The 17,304-nt window shown below is 45.0% G+C and carries 16 protein-coding genes; 11 read left to right on the top strand and 5 right to left on the bottom strand.

The features are described 5' to 3' along the window. Nucleotides 1-28: 28 nt before the first annotated feature. Nucleotides 29-931, bottom strand: coding sequence for a helix-turn-helix domain-containing protein (locus tag AAE250_RS05165; RefSeq protein WP_294598934.1), 903 nt, complete (start codon nt 929-931; stop codon nt 29-31). Nucleotides 932-1,250: 319 nt separating this feature from the next. On the opposite strand from AAE250_RS05165, the gene AAE250_RS05160 reads away from it, so the two are divergent. The 5 genes from AAE250_RS05160 to AAE250_RS05140 are packed head-to-tail and all read left to right on the top strand — an operon-like array spanning nt 1,251 to nt 7,146. Continuing rightward, the gene (locus tag AAE250_RS05160) at nt 1,251-2,519 is read left to right on the top strand and encodes a TolC family protein (protein WP_294598937.1); all 1,269 of its coding nucleotides are present in this window, start codon (nt 1,251-1,253) and stop codon (nt 2,517-2,519) included. Nucleotides 2,520-2,544: 25 nt separating this feature from the next. Continuing rightward, entirely contained in the window at nt 2,545-3,435 is an 891-nt protein-coding gene (locus AAE250_RS05155) for an HlyD family secretion protein (RefSeq protein WP_294598940.1), read from the top strand. Continuing rightward, nucleotides 3,413-4,870: an ATP-binding cassette domain-containing protein gene (locus AAE250_RS05150; RefSeq protein ID WP_294598942.1), complete on the top strand. Its 1,458-nt coding sequence runs from the start codon at nt 3,413-3,415 to the stop codon at nt 4,868-4,870. Before AAE250_RS05155 ends, AAE250_RS05150 begins: the two co-directional genes overlap by 23 nt. 51 nt (nt 4,871-4,921) lie before the next feature. After that, complete coding sequence (locus tag AAE250_RS05145) at nt 4,922-6,025, top strand: ABC transporter permease (RefSeq protein ID WP_294598945.1); 1,104 nt, start codon at nt 4,922-4,924, stop codon at nt 6,023-6,025. Between the two features lie 5 nt (nt 6,026-6,030). Further along, the gene (locus tag AAE250_RS05140; protein ID WP_294598947.1) at nt 6,031-7,146 is read left to right on the top strand and encodes an ABC transporter permease; all 1,116 of its coding nucleotides are present in this window, start codon (nt 6,031-6,033) and stop codon (nt 7,144-7,146) included. A gap of 80 nt (nt 7,147-7,226) precedes the next feature. Here the strand turns inward: AAE250_RS05140 and AAE250_RS05135 are convergent, their stop codons facing one another. After that, complete coding sequence (locus AAE250_RS05135) at nt 7,227-7,328, bottom strand: smalltalk protein (protein WP_294598950.1); 102 nt, start codon at nt 7,326-7,328, stop codon at nt 7,227-7,229. 26 nt (nt 7,329-7,354) lie between these two features. After that, nucleotides 7,355-7,867 (bottom strand): HU family DNA-binding protein, encoded by a 513-nt coding sequence (locus AAE250_RS05130; protein ID WP_294598953.1) that lies wholly within the window; start codon nt 7,865-7,867, stop codon nt 7,355-7,357. Nucleotides 7,868-8,101: 234 nt separating this feature from the next. Here AAE250_RS05130 and AAE250_RS05125 point away from each other — a divergent pair, with 234 nt between their 5' ends. After that, nucleotides 8,102-8,359, top strand: coding sequence for a DUF4248 domain-containing protein (locus AAE250_RS05125; RefSeq protein WP_294598956.1), 258 nt, complete (start codon nt 8,102-8,104; stop codon nt 8,357-8,359). A 104-nt stretch (nt 8,360-8,463) separates the two neighbouring features. Here AAE250_RS05125 and AAE250_RS05120 read toward each other — a convergent pair whose 3' ends face one another. Next, nucleotides 8,464-10,659, bottom strand: coding sequence for a VapE domain-containing protein (locus AAE250_RS05120; protein ID WP_294598960.1), 2,196 nt, complete (start codon nt 10,657-10,659; stop codon nt 8,464-8,466). 216 nt (nt 10,660-10,875) lie between these two features. Then, nucleotides 10,876-11,193 (bottom strand): hypothetical protein, encoded by a 318-nt coding sequence (locus AAE250_RS05115; protein ID WP_294598962.1) that lies wholly within the window; start codon nt 11,191-11,193, stop codon nt 10,876-10,878. 891 nt (nt 11,194-12,084) lie between these two features. Here AAE250_RS05115 and AAE250_RS05110 point away from each other — a divergent pair. The 5 genes from AAE250_RS05110 to AAE250_RS05090 all read left to right on the top strand — a co-directional run bounded on the left by AAE250_RS05110 (nt 12,085) and on the right by AAE250_RS05090 (nt 17,237). Further along, nucleotides 12,085-12,654, top strand: coding sequence for a UpxY family transcription antiterminator (locus AAE250_RS05110; RefSeq protein ID WP_294598965.1), 570 nt, complete (start codon nt 12,085-12,087; stop codon nt 12,652-12,654). Between the two features lie 110 nt (nt 12,655-12,764). After that, nucleotides 12,765-13,229 carry a UpxZ family transcription anti-terminator antagonist gene (locus AAE250_RS05105; RefSeq protein ID WP_294598967.1) on the top strand — a complete coding sequence of 155 codons (465 nt, stop codon included), beginning with the start codon at nt 12,765-12,767 and terminating at the stop codon, nt 13,227-13,229. Between the two features lie 38 nt (nt 13,230-13,267). Then, on the top strand, nt 13,268-14,803 hold the full coding sequence (locus AAE250_RS05100; RefSeq protein ID WP_294598972.1) for a lipopolysaccharide biosynthesis protein: 1,536 nt from the start codon (nt 13,268-13,270) through the stop codon (nt 14,801-14,803). Further along, nucleotides 14,800-16,107, top strand: a complete 1,308-nt coding sequence (locus AAE250_RS05095; RefSeq protein ID WP_294598975.1) for a Coenzyme F420 hydrogenase/dehydrogenase, beta subunit C-terminal domain — start codon at nt 14,800-14,802, stop codon at nt 16,105-16,107. The genes AAE250_RS05100 and AAE250_RS05095 overlap by 4 nt, the downstream gene beginning before the upstream one ends. Further along, entirely contained in the window at nt 16,104-17,237 is a 1,134-nt protein-coding gene (locus AAE250_RS05090) for a polysaccharide pyruvyl transferase family protein (RefSeq protein ID WP_294598978.1), read from the top strand. Before AAE250_RS05095 ends, AAE250_RS05090 begins: the two co-directional genes overlap by 4 nt. The last annotated feature ends 67 nt before the right edge of the window (nt 17,238-17,304 follow it).

Below are 17,304 nucleotides of genomic sequence, written 5' to 3'. Positions count from 1 at the left end.
ACAAAGATATGTTTTTTTTATTTGATATTTACATTTGCTTCTGATATTCTGCCGGAGTCATCCCCGTCATTCTCTTAAAGAACTTCGAGAAGAACGACGGATTGGGAAAGTTCAGTTCATCCGATATCTGGAACACCAGCAGGTCGCTGTGCTTCAACAGTACCTTGGCTTCGAGGATGACGGCTTGGTTTATCCATTGCATCACCGTCTGTCCGCTTACTTCACGGATCACCGTACTCAGGTAGTGGGGCGTCAGGCATAGCTTGTCGGCGTAGAAGCTGATGTTGCGTTGGTGCTTGCCGTACTCGTTTACCAGAGCGATGAAGCGGCGGTACACTTCCTCCTGGCGGGAGAGGCGGGAGGGGAGGGAAACTTGTTTCTGGTCCCGTATGTATCTTATATCATATAGCAAGGCGGTGATTAAGTTTTGCACCACCTCCCGACGGAAAGGAGTGCGGTGCATGGTTTCCCATAGCAGTGAGAAGAATCTGTCGGTACGTTCCCATTCCTCGGTGGTCAGTGAGAGGGGAAGCCCGTATTGCCCGCATATATCCGTTATGTTGCTGTTCTGCATGGCAGGCAGGAAGTCATTTTCGGGGACGATTATCTGAAAATCATAATCCGGACTTATCTCGATCAACTCTATCAGAGAATTGGGCGGGGAGATGACAATCATCTGCTCCCTTACTTCGTGTTCCACAAGGTTGATGGATATACGCCCCACACCACGCATGATGCGTATGATGCGGCACTCTTGGGTACGGTAAGGCTGCCCTGTGCGGAACAATGAACTTTGCATTTGCGCAAAGCTGACTACCATGCCTACTCCTTGCCGTATGGAGCGGAATTCGGCATGTGTGATGAGGTCGGCCCTGTCTCTCAACTCTTGAAATCCAAGACTCAGAGGTTTGCTCTTTTCTGTTGTTTTCATTTCTGTTAACGGATGTATATCTGTGGCAAAGATAAGAAAACGGGCGAATATATTATCCATTATTGTTGTAAATCGAACAAATGGGACATCTTGTGCGATTAATAGAAAGTAATCATATATCTTTATAGCCTATCTTTGCACTGTCGAAACAGAACAGAAAACAAAATAGAAAAGATGATAGACATGAGCTATATTTTTTAGACAGAAGAACAAAAGAACATATTAGAAAATATAAGCTATAGCATATCATGAATTTGTTCTTTTGTTCTTCTGTCTAAAAATAATTCTTTTGTCATTTAACTCATAACAGAAACAGAATATGAAAATGAAACGAATCCTTCTTTCTTTCTCCCTTCTTGTTGGCGCAACGTTGATGCATGCCCAACTGACGTTGGACGAGTGCCGGCGCCAGGCACAGGCCAACTATCCGTTGGTACGCCAATACGGACTGATAGAGAAAGCACGCGAGTACGACCTTTCCAATGCCGGGAAAGGTTATCTGCCCCAATTCTCATTGTCCGGTAAGGCGACGTACCAGAGTGAAATAACCCGGTTGCCGGTGGAGATACCGGGCATTGATGTAAAGACTGCTCCGAAAGACCAGTACCAGGTGATGCTCGAAGTGCAGCAGACCCTTTGGGACGGTGGCGATATCCGTTCCAGGAAACGCCTGACGCGTGCCGCCTCGGATGTGGAGATGGAAAAACAAAACGTCGACATGTATGCTTTGAACGACCGTGTAAACCAACTATTCTTCGGCATCCTGCTGCTGGACGAACAACTGAAGCAGAACCAACTGCTGCTGGATGACCTGGGACGGACACATAAGCAAGTTTCGGACTACATAGCCAATGGCATAGCCAGCCAGAGCGACCTGGATGCCGTCAGTGTGGAACAACTGAATACCAAGCAGCGCCGTGTGGAACTGGAAACCTCGCGCCGTGCCTACCTGAACATGCTTTCTGCCTTTATCGGTAAGGAGGTGTCCTCGGAAACGTCTTTGGTGAAGCCGCCCTTGGAAGAAACCGGTGCCGTGGAGGGTGGGCTGAATAATCGTCCGGAACTTCGCTGGTTCGATGCGCAGGGCGAACAGTTGAGGGTGCAGGAAGCTACCCTAAACACGCGCCTGATGCCCCGCTTCGGACTCTTTGTGCAAGGGGCTTACGGCAATCCGGGGCTGAATATGCTGAAGGATGAATTCGATACCTATTATATAGCGGGCGTACGCATGTCGTGGAACTTCGGTAGCTTGTATACCTTGAAGAACGACCGCCGCCGGATAGACAACAACCGTCGCCGGATAGAATCGAGCCGCGACGTGTTCCTTTTCAATACCCGCCTCGAAGCTACCCGGCAGGATGCAAATGTAATCTCCATGCGCCGGCAGATGGCAGATGATAATGAAATCATCCGTTTGCGTGAGAACATCCGCCGTGCCGCCGAAGCCAAGGTGGAGAACGGTACGCTGACCGTGACCGATATGCTACGCGAGATTACGAATGAAAACCTGGCCCGCCAGACCAAGGCACTGCATGAGGTGCAGTTGCTGATGAATATCTGGCAGTTGAAGTATACGTTGAATCAATGAAAATAATAATAAAACATACATCATTATGAAATCATTAAAACTATTTCCCCTCCTGTTCCTTCTTGCTGCTTGTGGAAACGGCACGCCTGAATACGATGCTACGGGAACCTTTGAAGCCACCGAGGTTATTGTATCGGCCGAAGCTTCGGGCAAGCTGCTCAGTTTCGACATTGAAGAAGGCACGGCATTGAAAGCCGGTCAGGAAGTCGGCATCATCGACACCGTACAGCTCTACCTGAAAAAGCTCCAGCTAGAAGCCAGTGTCAAGTCCGTAGAAGGGCAGCGTCCCGACATCCTGAAGCAAGTGGCCGCCACCAAGGAACAGATTGTGCAGGCCCGGCGCGAACGCGACCGTGTCTCCAACCTGCTCCGTGTAGGCGCCGCCAATCAGAAACAACTGGACGATGCCGAGTCACTGCTCGAAGTGCTGAACAAACAGCTCGCAGCCCAGAACTCCACCTTGCGAAACAGTGACCGGAGCCTGACGTGGCAAAGCTCCTCCGTCGGTATCCAGGTGGCGCAGGTCGAAGACCAACTGAGCAAATGCCACATCACCTCTCCGCTGACGGGAACCGTCCTTGCCAAATACGCCGAAGCCGGTGAGTTGGCTGCTCCCGGCACACCGCTGTTCAAGGTGGCTGATATGGAGCAGATTTATCTTCGCGCCTACATCACTTCCGAACAGCTTGCCGACATCAAGCTGGGACAAAAGGTAACCGTTTACTCCGATTATGGCAAGGACATTCAGAAGGAATACCCGGGCATCGTCACCTGGATTTCCGAGACCTCCGAATTTACGCCGAAGACCATTCTGACGAAAGACGAACGTGCCAACCTGGTATATGCCGTGAAGATAGCTGTGAAGAATGACGGGATGCTGAAAATAGGAATGTATGGAGGCTGTAACTTTAAATAGTGTCACCAAGCACTACGGCAAGGTAGAAGCCTTGCAAGGTGTCTCTCTCTCCGTGAAGCCCGGTGAACTCTTTGGCATCATCGGCCCGGACGGTGCAGGGAAGACCTCGCTCTTCCGCATCCTCACCACCTTGCTGCTGGCGGACAGCGGGACAGCTACCGTCTGCGGACTGGATGTGGTGAAGGATTATAAAGCCATACGCCGCCGGGTGGGCTATATGCCCGGACGCTTCTCCCTCTATCAGGACCTGACGGTAGAAGAAAACCTGAACTTCTTCGCCACCGTCTTCCATACCACCATCGAGGAGAACTACGATTTGGTGAAGGACATCTACCGACAGATAGAACCTTTCCGCAAGCGCCGTGCCGGAGCTTTGTCGGGAGGTATGAAGCAAAAGCTTGCCCTCAGTTGCGCCCTCATCCACAAGCCGGATGTGCTCTTTCTGGACGAACCGACAACGGGTGTAGACCCCGTATCGCGCAAGGAGTTTTGGGAAATGCTGCGCCGCCTCAAGGAACAAGGTATCACGATCATTGCTTCCACGCCCATCATCGACGAGGCCCGCCAGTGCGACCGTATCGCCTTCATCAACGAAGGCCGGATACATGGCATCGATACTCCCGAACGCATCTTGGAGCAATTTGCCGACATCCTTTGTCCTGCCGGCTTGCAGCACGATAAGGCAGAGCACCGCGAAGACTACGTCATCGAAGTGAACGACCTGACCAAACGCTTCGGCAGCTTTACCGCCGTCGACCGTATCTCGTTCCGCGTTCACCGGGGTGAAATCTTCGGCTTTCTCGGTGCCAACGGTGCAGGCAAGACTACCGCCATGCGTATGCTCACGGGACTTAGCCATCCCACCGACGGCACAGCCCGTGTAGCCGGTTTCGACATCGCCACCCAGACCGAAGACGTGAAGAAGAACATCGGCTATATGAGCCAGAAATTCTCCCTCTACGAGGACCTCAAAGTATGGGAGAACATCCGTCTCTTTGCCGGTATCTATGGAATCCCCGATGCTGAAATTGCCCCCAAGACGGATGAGCTGTTGCAACGTATCGGCCTTGCCGCCGAACGCGATACGCTGGTGAAGAGTCTGCCTTTGGGATGGAAACAGAAGCTTGCCTTCTCCGTCTCCATCTTCCATGAACCGAAGATCGTCTTCCTGGACGAACCTACGGGAGGTGTCGACCCCGCCACCCGCCGCCAGTTCTGGGAACTCATCTACCAGGCTGCCGACCGTGGCATCACCATTTTCGTCACCACCCACTTCATGGACGAGGCCGAGTATTGCGACCGTATCTCCATCATGGTGGACGGTGTGATCCGTGCCCTCGACACCCCTGCCGAACTGAAACGACAATTCGGGGCCGAGACCATGGACGACGTATTCCAGCAACTGGCACGCCAGGCTGTGCGGACGGCAGACTGATGGAGTGTCTGTGAAATCCGTGTAATCCGTGCCTAAAATATAGATAGAACAATGAAACAATTTATAGCTTTTGTCCGAAAGGAATTCTTCCATATCTTCCGCGACCTGCGCACGATGATGATCCTGCTGGGTATGCCCATCGTGCAGATTATCCTCTTCGGCTTTGCCATCACCACCGAAGTGAGCAACGTGCGGGTGGCCGTCCTCGACCCGTCGAACGATGTGGTTACCCGCCGCATCATCGACCGCATGGATGCCAGCGAGTACTTCACCATCACCCGCCGTCTGTATTCCCCGCAGGAAGTGGAGCAGTTGTTCAGGAAGGGAGACATAGACATGGCACTTGTGTTCGGCAGCCAGTTTGCCAATAACCTCTATACCGGTGAGGCAAGCGTGCAGCTCGTCTCCGATGCTACCGATCCGAATATGGCTACCATGCAGGCAGGTTATGCCACCAGCATCATTTCCGCTGCCGGACAGGAGATGCTTCCGCCGGGAGTACATGCGGCTGCCATCGTACCTCAGGTGAAGTTGCTGTACAATCCTCAGATGAAGAGTGCCTATAACTTTGTGCCGGGTGTCATGGGGCTTATCCTCATGCTGATTTGTGCCATGATGACTTCCATCTCCATCGTTCGCGAGAAGGAGATGGGGACGATGGAGGTGCTGCTTGTATCTCCCGTGAAGCCGCTTTTCATTATCCTTGCCAAGGCGGTGCCTTATTTTGTGCTGTCGTTTGTCAACCTTACTACCGTGCTGTTGCTTTCGGTCTATGTGCTCGATGTTCCTGTGGCCGGTAGTTTGTTTTGGCTGGTCCTGGTGTCGCTGCTCTTTATCTTTGTGTCCCTGGCTTTGGGGTTGCTCATCTCTACCGTTACCCGCACGCAGGTGGCTGCCATGCTGGCTTCGGGATTGATACTGATGATGCCTACCATGCTGCTTTCGGGCATGATATTCCCGATTGAGAGCATGCCTGCCATCCTGCAAGGTATTTCCGTCGTCATTCCGGCACGCTGGTACATCCAGGCTGTGCGCAAGCTGATGATTGAAGGAGTGGATATTTCGCTTGTACTGATGGAAGTCGGCATACTGGCCACGATGGCGGTGTTACTGATAACGATCAGTTTCAAGAAGTTTAAAAATAGATTAGAGTGATTATTATGATAAAGTATCTCATCGAAAAAGAATTCAAGCAGTTGTTCCGCAACTCCTTTCTGCCGAAGCTGATCTTCATCTTCCCCTGCATGATTATGATCGTGATGCCCTGGGCGGCAAACCTGGAGATAAAGAACATCAACCTGAATATTGTAGACAATGACCATAGTGTCATTTCCCGGCGTCTGGTCGATAAGATTGGTGCTTCCACTTACTTCCGTACCACGGATATTCCCGGAACTTACGACGAAGCGCTGCGGGCCATCGAAGTGGGATCGGCAGATATCATTCTGGAGATTCCCCGTGATTTCGAGAAGGACTGGATGGATGGGAAAGCCCCCGACCTGCTGGTTGCCACCAATGCCGTGAACGGAACGAAGGGAGGGTTGGGAAGTTCCTATCTCTCTGCCATCATCAACGACTATGCCCGCGAGTTGAGGGAGGAATCGCCTGCATCGGCAGGGGTGGGCAGGTCTGTTCCCCGTGTAGAAGTGACGACTCAGAATCTTTATAACCCGAACCTGAACTACAAACTCTTTATGGTTCCTGCACTTATGGTCATGCTGCTGACAATGATTTGTGGTTTCCTTCCGGCACTCAACGTAGTGGGAGAGAAGGAGGCAGGTACTATCGAGCAAATCAATGTGACTCCCGTCAGCAAGTTTGTTTTCATTGCAGCCAAGCTGATTCCCTATTGGGTGGTAGGCTTTGTGGTACTGACGATTTGTTTCATTCTTGCTTGGCTGCTCTACGGTATTCTGCCTGCCGGACATTTCTTCACGATCTATGGTTTTGCGGTGGTGTTCCTGCTGGTTGTTTCCGGATTGGGACTGGTGATATCCAATCACTCTGCCACGTTGCAGCAGGCCATGTTCGTCATGTGGTTCTTTATGCTTATACTGATGCTGATGAGTGGTCTTTTCACTCCTATTCATAGCATGCCGGAGTGGGCGCAGTGGATTGCCCGTCTCAATCCCTTAAAGTATTTTGTGGAGATGATGCGTACTGTTTATCTTCGTGGTGGTGGTTTCTCCGATTTGCTTCCCCAGTTGGGTGCCTTGGCTTCTTTTGCGGTGATCTTTAATCTGTGGGCGGTGAAGAGTTATAAGAAGAGTAATTGATAGGGAAAAGTGAATGATTTGTGATACTTGATAGAGAAAAGGTGTTGTCTCCCTTTCGGAAAGGAAACAACACCTTCATTTTACACATTCATTGCATTCGCTCCCAGTGCACCCAGCACAGCCGAAGCTATCGCAATGACAATTTTCAGGATTTTATCCCAGGTAGATGATTTTGTACTCATAAGATTTTAAAGTTTAGGTTTATATTTTATCCCAGCGGATTCTCTCCTTGGTCTCCATCCGAACCGCCGCCGCCCGGCTTGTTGTCGTCCGAGCCGCCTCCGGAGGAACTTCCTCCTTCTCCCTTATTCACCAGCGATTCCAGGTCATAGAAATCGATCTTCTGCCCTGCACGTGTTGCCGTGATGTCCGGTCTTACGGTGCTGGACGGCCTGAAGTTAATCTTCACCGCCTTGATGTTCTTCGCCGTGCACTCCTTTACATCCAGTACCCCTGCCGTACGTGCCGACAAGCTGAATACTCCGAAGTTCTTCACATTCACCGACTGTCCGTTGTAGAGCGTTGTAATCATCGCTTCCACAAAGTTTGTCAGCACGCTTTGAATGTCTCCGAGCGTCAGTGAACTCTTCTCCTTCATCACATACGCAAGGTCGTCCAGCGTCGCATTGTCTCCCAATGTCACCAGTTGCGGATAATACTTTGCCACCGCATCTGCTTTTCGAGGATCCTTCCTCGCAATCTTCTTGAATGGTACTCCCATAAACAATTAAAAAATTAAAGGTTAAAAACTATATTAACTAATTCTCTGCCACAAAAGTACCCTTTTCCCTTCTTCTTTATCATGAGTTCCCGTGAGCTCCTTCCGTTGTCTCACCTTTCCCGATGTTTCACCGGAATCCTCCTGCCATTCCCCCTTATTTGTATAACTATTTCTTGCTTATATCCCTGATATTCATTACCTTTATACCATATTAATCAACTAAAACCTATCAGAATGAAAATCGAAAAAGAAAAGAAAGAAGAAGCGGAAGACCTCCGTCCGTTCCACGTCCGCACCTACACCAAAGAAGAGCTTGCCATGCTCTACAACCCTACCTTCTGCGTTACCAATGCCATCAATACCCTTTCCGCCTGGATTCGCCTGAACAAACCCTTGAAAGAGGAACTCGCCGCCGTAGGCTACAACCGCTACCGTCGTAGCTTTACTCCCCGGGAAGTATCTCTGCTGGTGAAATACTTGGGAGAACCTTGATCCTTTGTAAAGAAAATGCCAATATATATGAAGCCCCGTAACAATATATGTTATTCTGTATAACAATATATGTAACGGGGCTTCTCTTGTCATTAGCCTTTCATTCAGAACGGCAACTTGTTTTCTTCTTCTGTTCCTTTTCCTCCTTCTGTTTTCTTCTGTGAAGAGTTGGGCTCCTTGAAGTTGTTCTCCACATCATCCTGCTGAATATCCACCAGCTCGTATTCCGTGGTATCCTGCTCATTTATCCTTGTTCTGAAACCGTATTTCTCCAACGCTTGTACCAATACCTGCTGTGCATGCTGGGTCACCGGCACCTTTCCGAATACATTCAGCTTTGTCAGTATGGCAGCTGCCGGCATCCATCGTACGTTCAGGTCCTCCGGCAACGGCTTGCGGAAGAAGACAAAAAGATTCTCTTCCACCGGATCCTTCATGCGGTGCAACTCATTATGTTTGTTCAGCTGCTCTATCTCTTCGCCTTCGTACCAGTAGCGGAAACCGCTTTCGAGCAGAGCCAGTGCTTGGGAGTAAACTCCGGCATGGTTTACGGGCGTACGATAATCTACCTGCCGGATGGTGATGGGCAGAAAACGCCGGTTTCCGCCTACGTCCTGCAGACATTGCCGGTTGTTGGTGCTTCCGATGAAAGACGCATGCCGTATGAAGGTGAAGGCTTCGAAATCGTAGGCTTTTCGTTGCGTGACGTTTTCCTGGGTGATGAATCTCTTCAGATTTGCCAGTTCTCCGGGCTTTACTCCTTCAAACTCTTCCATATTGATGATGAGTCTGGTGGATAACAGTTGGGCATGGTCCTTGTTGGCAGGGTCCACCATGCCGTTGTAGAAGTATTCTTTCCATTCGGGCGGCAGCAGGTTGCGTATCCAGGTGCTTTTCCCCTTTCCCTGTTCGCTGTAGAGTATGGGTACCAGCTGGTTCATGTCCTTGTCGCGGATGGCACATGCCACCATGCCTACGATCCATTTCCGGAATCCTTCTCTCCATAGTTCCTGGTTTTCGGTCTGTATGGTGTCTGCCAGTTGGCGGATGTAATCCGTTCCGTCCCACGACGGCAGGTTGTCTAGGTAGCCGAGGAATGGGTTGAAATCTTTGGCGTAATTGGAATCGATCACGGCTTTCAGGAAGTTCTGGAAACAGGAAATGCCTGCCATCTGCAGGTCTACGAATATGGAGTTGTAGTCTTTGATACGCATGGGACGGTAACCTTTTCGGGCTTCTTCCGGTCGGTCGTATGGCATAAACTCCAGTCGGTCCAAGACGATGTTTCTTCTTATCCCGTAATGTTCTTCCAGAAAATCCATCACCTGGTTGATGACGGGTTGCTTCTCTTCCTTTGCTTTTTCTGCCGCTTCGGTCTTGCTGGTGTAGCTGTAGGCGTTGTGTACGGGGTCCAGTACGTTCAAGTCTTGGTTGCCGAAGTCTTTTTGTATCATCAGGCAGGCGGACTCTTCCTTGATTCCTTTGCGATAGCAGCGGTTGCCCAGTATGTAGAGGAAGTTGTCGCGGTTTCCTTCCACGAATTTGTCCGAACGCTTGGTGGTGCTCAGTGCTTTGCGGTATTCCATCATTTCCCACGGCTCCACCTGGGTGGCGGATGTGGGAGAGACGGATGCTCTTTTTTTCCTGGGCCGTACTGTCTTTTCCGGAGGTACGATCTGCAGATTGTAGTCCGGGATGGCTGCCAGCAGTGCTTCGTTCAGATACGCTTCGGGGTCGTACGACTCGAAGAATCCCCGGCTGATGTCGCTTCCGCTGGTATCTACTTTTACTCCCGTCAGTTGCTCGATGCGGACTCTCGTGGCTTCGTACATTTGCGCATGATACTTTTCCAGTTCGGTATAGCCGATTTCCCGCGTGCTGAAGGTCGTTTCGCGCAGTTTGCAGGCGTAGGCAGTGCGCAGGTAGACAAATACCTTGAAACCATGCTGCTTGGGGCTGAGGAAAGCGGCGAGTATGTCCGGATCGGCCTCCAGGAGCTTTCGGACGGCTTTGATCTGTTCGGTTTTCAGCCCGTCGATGTCGATGGTAATAACGGGGTTGTAGCCTGCGATGCTGTAGGGCAGCCGTTCTTTTTCGTAGTTGGCGGTCAGCGAAAGGTAGGGGAGTGTCCTTTTCAGTTTTTCTGCCTCCTTCTTCATTCCTTTTTCTGCTTGTTGCACAATGCGTTGTATGGTTGCGGCATGCTTCCCATTGCGCACTTCTTCAATGATTGTTTTAAGACTCGTTTTTCCTGCCACGGCAGAGAATCCCTTGTGTAGGGTGATGGTAATGTCTTCCATCGGTTCTTTTGTTTTTAAGTTTTAAATTAGTTCGAAGAGTCTGTGAATCGGTAAGCTCTTCATGATGGAAAACTTAGGAACTCATAAGCTCAGCTGTTCCTTATCTCTTGGGGAACACACTGCAAAATAATATCAAAAAATCCGAATAAAAAAACAGCCCGGCTTAGTGGAAGCGGGCTGTTTCTTTAATTTCGGAATGCGGATTTGCCTGTTCGGCTATTTGGCGTTTTCCAGTTCTTTTATTCGATTATACAGTTCTGTTTCAAGACTTTTAGAGTTGATTTCTTTACTGACGTTTCTTGTGTTCAGGAATTGGAACTGTGTCATCAAGAATGCTATCCATTCCTTGACTTCCGTCGCTCTTCCTTTTTTTTTCAGGATAAGGATAATGCGGGCTGCGGCATCTATAATCTCCTTTCTCTCTTTCGTCACGGGTAGGGGTGTGCTGCCCATTAGTTTGATACTTAAAGCAAAGTTTTCTGCATTAATTTTCTCGTCTTTCAGGGCGATGTTGTACTGTTCTTCCTCAATCACCGTTGCTTTTTTAAAATTACATTTTTCATTTGTTTTTTCTAATTTCGTTTAACGATTAAAAATGTTTATACGTTAAAATGGCGCAAAATTAGTGTTTATTCACTTTCTGCCAAAATTAATATCGGTAGTTCTGCTGAAACAATAATCTCTTGAGAAAAAAATCGCCGTGTGCTGTCGCTGTGTATATTACTGTAATATATATGTAGGGGGATTTCTTTTAAAAAAGAGAGAGTATTACGCGCGTGCGCGTATGTATTTAAAATAAAGGGGAATAGGGGTGGGGAAGTGGTTTTTAAACGTTCGTTTAATGGACGCAAAGGTAACGTCAAGAAATGAAATTACAAAATATTCTGATGAATAAAATGATAATCTTTTTTAATAAAACGCTTATCTGATTATATATCAGATTATTGCACAATATCCCAATTTGGAATTTTAACATGTATTTCTATTAAAATAGCATGATATGTAAGAGGGCTGGAAAAGGCGTCCATTAAACGAACGTTTATTGAACGCTTTACTGTCTTTAACTCGCTCGTTTATAGCTTTTTATACTCTAAAAAGTGTCCTATAACTGTTTCACCGCTTCTTTTTCCGTGATGGTAGGAAGCTTTGAGATAATATGAATGCAGCATAAGTTACTGAAAACAATCGCATTACATAATTTGACCGGGAGGTATTTCACTACTCCGGTGTCCCTAAAAAACATCCTTTTCTGAGATAATAAATATCCTTTTTTCAGGTAGTAAGTATCCTTTCTTTAGGTAGTAAGCGTCCTTTTCAAAGAAAAAATAGAGTTTTCTTCATCTCTTTCTCCCTGTCATTCAGAGCGAAGCGAAGAATCTCTTTCCCCTTTTTCTCACAAAGGCTCTCTTCTCCTCTTTTATAATAATGAGTAATTCATCTGGAAATACATCGTCTTTTTCTTCGTCTGATCTTTATTGGTTCGCCGTTCGCGTCTCCTATAGCCGCGAACTGACTTTGAAAGCCATTTTAGATAAAGAGCAGATAGAGAATTTCATTCCCATGCGGTATAGTTATATAATGAAGGGAGGCAAGCGTGTACGCAAGTTAGTTCCTGCTATCCACAACCTTGTCTTCATCCATTCCACGCGCAAACGTATTGACCTCTTGAAGGATGAGCTCGAAGCTTCCCTGCCCATACGTTTCATTATGAATCGTGAATATTGCCGTCCGGTTGTCATCCCCGATGCCCAGATGCGTAGCTTCATCCTTGTTGCCGGTACTCACGATGAGTCCATTCTCTACATAGAACCCGCCGAGCTTCATTTAGTGAAAGGTCAGAAAGTCCGTATCATCGACGGCATCTTCAAAGGCGTTATCGGAGAGTTTGTCCGCATTCGTCACGACCGTCGGGTAGTAGTAAATATAGAAGGTGTCATGGCTGTTGCTACCACTTTTATTCATTCGTCGTTGGTCGAGCCATTAACCAATGATTGATATAATCTGTCATCCTAAGCTTGTTCAGCGATTGATGTTATTTGTCATTCTAAGCTTTCTGAAAGACTTCTCTTCTCAAGTATTGAAATAATTTATAATTATAATTCTTCATGGATTCTTTATACACTCTTGCCCATCAACTCCTAACCTTAGGCATGGATGGTAGTCCCATTTACGCGGACCAGTTTACACGTTTGAATCGTGACGTCTACGAGCAAGCTCTTCATCTTTATGGTACTCGTGGCAACACAGTCGAAGAAGAAGCCGAGCTTTGCCTTGGCCTGTTAGTTGCTTTTGCCGCTACTATTTATGATAACGGCCGCAAGCAACAATATGTTCAGAATGTACTTGACCGTAGCTGGGAGGTGCTTCCCAAGCTTCCTGCTTCTTTGCTGAAAGTTCGCCTGCTGACTTATTGCTATGGTGAGGTTTATGATGAAGAGTTGGCAAAGGAAGCTCATGGTATTATTGATACTTGGGATGAAGGTGGGCTGACTTTGGAACAGGTGGAGATAGTTGAGGAATTGAGGAATATTGAGGAAAATACGTACCCTTTTGAAGAAATAGAAAAATAAATTTTATGTTTCTCATATAATAGGCCTTTACATTTTTTATGACTGATGTGAATATTGGAAGTAATAGACGTATAGCAAAAAATACTTTCTTGTTATACATACGAGTATTAATATTACTATTTGTATCTCTATTTACTTCACGGGTTGTATTGGATGTTCTTGGGGTCGATGATTATGGTATTTATAACTTGGTAGGAGGAGTTGTGGCTATGTTTTCCATGCTTAGTGGAACTATGGCTGGAGCTTCCCAACGTTTTATAACTTACGCTTTAGGGGAAAATGATAGACAACGTGTTTCTCGTGTTTTTTCAACAAGTGTTACTCTACATCTTATTTTAGGTATCTTCATTGTAATTATACTTGAAATTTTTGGTCTGTGGTTCTTGTATAATAAGCTAAATATTCCTATAGAGAGATTATCGGCTGCAGGCTGGGTGATGCAATGTAGTATTTTTGCTTTTTTCATCAATATTATTTCAGTACCGTATAATTCTTTGATCATTGCCTATGAAAAAATGAGCGCATTTGCCTATATTAGTATATTAGATGCTGTACTAAAACTAGGTTCTGCATATCTGTTATGGTTGGTTGGTTCAGATAAATTAGTTGCGTATGCTATTTTCATATTGATTATAACAATGATTCAACGTGCCGTCTATTCTATCTATTGTAAAAACCATTTTGCGGAAGCCAAACATATATCTTTAAAGATAGATGGTAAACTTTTTAGAGATATGTTTTCTTTTGCATCGTGGAATTTATGGGGAACTGGTTCTGCTGTTTTACGTAATCAAGGGGTTGATATTATTTTAAATTTGTTTTTTGGCGTTACTATAAATGCGGCAAAAGGAATCTGTAATCAAGTACAGAATGGTGTTTATCAGTTTGTGGGTAATTTCCAGACAGCAGTTTATCCCCAGTTAACTATGTCTGTGGCACAAAGGGATTATGTCAGGACGCGTACATTGATTTTCCAGGGAGGACGTTTTTCTTTTTATTTAATGATTTTTTTTTCTTTACCTATCATGGTTGCAACGCCACAGATACTGTCTCTTTGGTTGAGTGTAGTACCTGATTATACAGTCGTTTTTATACGTTGGACATTTATTTATTTGTTATGTGATACTTTATCTCGTTTCTTAGTAACATCAATCCTAGCGAATGGTAATATTAAAAATTATCAAATAATTGTAGGTAGTACAAAACTATTGGCACTCCCTTTTATTTATATTATTCTCAAATTTGGGGGCACTCCTTTGGTTAGTATTTGGGTGATTATTGGACTTGAACTAGTGTGCTTGACTCAACGACTTTATTTCTGTCGAAAGTATATAGGGTTATCTGCCGGGTTATATTTAAGGAATGTATTTCTTAAATGTTGGAGTGTTTTCATTTTGGCAGCAGCTATTCCATTCTATGTTTCATTTTCTTTGACAAGTAATCTTTGGATTTTACTTATAACTTCTGTGTGCTCTGCATCTCTTGTGATTTGCTTTGTGGGATTAAGTCTGGATGAGAAAAAAAAGATATCTCAGAAAATAGTAAGTGTAGTATATCATAAGTTTCATCCATGAATAATATCCAAATAGTATCGAATGCTTTGTTATGTTCAAATTGCGGTGCATGCAAAGCTATTTGTCCAAGAGAATCTATTTCTTTTAAATTCAGTTCGTTAGGCAGAATGTATGCTTCTGTAAGCGAGACTTGTGTGGATTGTGGTTTGTGTACTAAAGTATGTCCGTCTTTGGATTATTATGGTTTGCATGCTATCTTTTCAGATAGGTATATAGGAGCAATAAAGAAGGTATATGTCGGAAAAACTACTAATGATATATTCTATAAGAATGCTCAAAGTGGTGGAGTTTGTACAACCTTATTGGAGCACTTATTTGAGAGTGGTGCTATAGATTGTGCAGTTCTTTGCCGTATGTCTTATGGTAGAAATATTCCTATTGTAGAGTCAGTAGTAGTCAATAAGAAGGAGCAATTGCTTGATTGTCAAAAGAGTTGTTATGCTCCGGTTGATATCCTATCTGTCCTGAAAGCGGTAAAAGATAAAAGTAAAGTTGCTATTGTAGGACTACCTTGCCATATTCAAGGTTTGGAAGCTTTGATGCGAACTTCTAATAAATATTCTATAGTGAAATATAGAATAGGCCTAATATGTGAACGTACTCTTGGCTCTACCTTACAAGATGTAATGGTTTCATATCAAAAAAGAGAATATGTTAAGATAGATTGGAAACGTAAAGATTTCAATCATGGTTCTACTTATTATCCCTATAAAACAGCACCATTAGTCGTTACTTATAAAAATGGTGAAGAATATATATATCCGAATCTTTATCGCTTTGCACTGAAGGATATGTTTACCTCTCCTCGTTGTCGGGTTTGTTATGACAAATTAAATGTTTTTGCAGATATAGTATTAGGTGATCCTTGGGGGATGTCCAATATTGACTGGCAACATGGTGAATCATTAGTTATTGTGCGTACCGATTTAGGGAAACAATTAATTGATGATGCAATTTTGTATAAAAAAATAAAGTTGCGTGAGGCCGATTTGGAGGAGATGTTGCGTGGGCAAGGTATTCAAAAACGTAGGGAACAGGTTGCTGTATATTCGTCGGCTTTACAAATTCTTCCTGTAAAGTGCGATTCTTATTTATATTCTCAAGAGAAAGGAAAAGCAGTTTCTGTAAATAGTAAAAAAGCGATGATTGAAATGGAGCAATTTCTTCAACGTGAGAGGAAATCTAAGGAAATGATTGTAGAGGAAGCTCATCGCTTGATAGAAGCAGCCATTAAGAAAGAGAGAATGAACAAGAATATAATTATTCGTATTGCAAAACGGATTTATAGAATAATTTTAAAATGAAAATTGTATTATCAGGCTTGGGGACCACTAATAAAGGTGCTGAATTGATGCTTTATGCTATATTGCAGCAAATAGAGTTGAAATATCCGCAAGCAGAAGTCTTTATTTCGAAAAAATCAGTGAGACCGGAATACGTTGATACGCGAATTAGTTTAAAATATAAGCCATATTCTAAATGGAAAGCAATAGCAATTCGCTCCAAGATAAGGGGTATTTTCCGTATCTTGCATTTACCCACTCATATATTCAGCGATACTACTGTGGTAGAAAATGCTGATTATTTTATAGACGGAAGTGGTTTCGTTTTTTCTGACCAGTGGAATTTAAATTTCAGTGCTTTATATTATTGGGAACATATCCTTAGGAGTTATCACGAACAAGGTACTAAAATTATTTTCCTTCCCCAAGCCTTTGGTCCCGTTGAAAAGGAGTTTACGAGGAAAATTATTTCATGTATAGACAAATATGCAGATGTTGTGATGCCTCGCGAAATGGTTTCAAAGAACTATCTGGCACAATGTTTTATAAATCAAGATAAGATTAAATTATTTACGGATTTTACTTCTTTGGTTGAAGGACGTTTTCCTGAAAAATATGCTTCCTTAAGGGATGCTGTGTGTATTATCCCCAATATGAGAATGATAGATAAGGGTATGATATCAATGGAAGATTACCTTGCAGCTCTTTTAAGAATAGTTCGCTTGGCAAAGAGTTATGGTAAGCAAGTTTATTTACTTAACCATGAAGGAATGGCAGATGAAAAATTGGCTTTTTCTGTACAACAGCATCTGAATGATAATATAGAAGTAGTAACTGGTCTTAATGCTTTAGAAGTAAAAGGCCTTATTGCATCCTCTTTCTTATGTATCACTTCTCGTTTTCACGGAGTGGCTTCTGCATTAAATTCTTGTGTTCCTTGCCTGGCCACTAGTTGGAGCCATAAATATGAAGAACTGTTTAGGGATTATGGCTTGGAGAATAGTATTTTAGAACTTAATAATGTAGATGATAAGATTGTGGAATATCTTCAACCTGAAAACAATCGTTTAATCAGGCAACACTTAGAAAAACAAGTTACTAAAATTAAGGAACAGACTTCACAGATGTGGAAAATAGTTTGGAATGAATAGTAGATTGGCATCCTATTTGAAACAATAATCAGCTTCTTTTTATCAATAAAGGATAATCAATTGCTAT

Source organism: Bacteroides sp. GD17, assembly GCF_038448625.1.
Taxonomy (GTDB): Bacteria; Bacteroidota; Bacteroidia; order Bacteroidales; family Bacteroidaceae; genus Bacteroides.
This window is presented reverse-complemented; position numbering and strand designations above follow the sequence as displayed.

Coding starts and splice junctions, on each gene's coding strand:
- AAE250_RS05130 (WP_294598953.1), bottom strand. CDS start 7,867: ATGGGAGTACCATTCAAGAAGATTGCGAGGAAGGATCCTCGAAAAGCA.
- AAE250_RS05090 (WP_294598978.1), top strand. CDS start 16,104: ATGAAAATTGTATTATCAGGCTTGGGGACCACTAATAAAGGTGCTGAA.
- AAE250_RS05140 (WP_294598947.1), top strand. CDS start 6,031: ATGATAAAGTATCTCATCGAAAAAGAATTCAAGCAGTTGTTCCGCAAC.
- AAE250_RS05160 (WP_294598937.1), top strand. CDS start 1,251: ATGAAAATGAAACGAATCCTTCTTTCTTTCTCCCTTCTTGTTGGCGCA.
- AAE250_RS05135 (WP_294598950.1), bottom strand. CDS start 7,328: ATGAGTACAAAATCATCTACCTGGGATAAAATCCTGAAAATTGTCATT.
- AAE250_RS05100 (WP_294598972.1), top strand. CDS start 13,268: ATGACTGATGTGAATATTGGAAGTAATAGACGTATAGCAAAAAATACT.
- AAE250_RS05120 (WP_294598960.1), bottom strand. CDS start 10,659: ATGGAAGACATTACCATCACCCTACACAAGGGATTCTCTGCCGTGGCA.
- AAE250_RS05125 (WP_294598956.1), top strand. CDS start 8,102: ATGAAAATCGAAAAAGAAAAGAAAGAAGAAGCGGAAGACCTCCGTCCG.
- AAE250_RS05155 (WP_294598940.1), top strand. CDS start 2,545: ATGAAATCATTAAAACTATTTCCCCTCCTGTTCCTTCTTGCTGCTTGT.
- AAE250_RS05165 (WP_294598934.1), bottom strand. CDS start 931: ATGAAAACAACAGAAAAGAGCAAACCTCTGAGTCTTGGATTTCAAGAG.
- AAE250_RS05105 (WP_294598967.1), top strand. CDS start 12,765: ATGGATTCTTTATACACTCTTGCCCATCAACTCCTAACCTTAGGCATG.
- AAE250_RS05110 (WP_294598965.1), top strand. CDS start 12,085: ATGAGTAATTCATCTGGAAATACATCGTCTTTTTCTTCGTCTGATCTT.
- AAE250_RS05145 (WP_294598945.1), top strand. CDS start 4,922: ATGAAACAATTTATAGCTTTTGTCCGAAAGGAATTCTTCCATATCTTC.
- AAE250_RS05150 (WP_294598942.1), top strand. CDS start 3,413: ATGGAGGCTGTAACTTTAAATAGTGTCACCAAGCACTACGGCAAGGTA.
- AAE250_RS05095 (WP_294598975.1), top strand. CDS start 14,800: ATGAATAATATCCAAATAGTATCGAATGCTTTGTTATGTTCAAATTGC.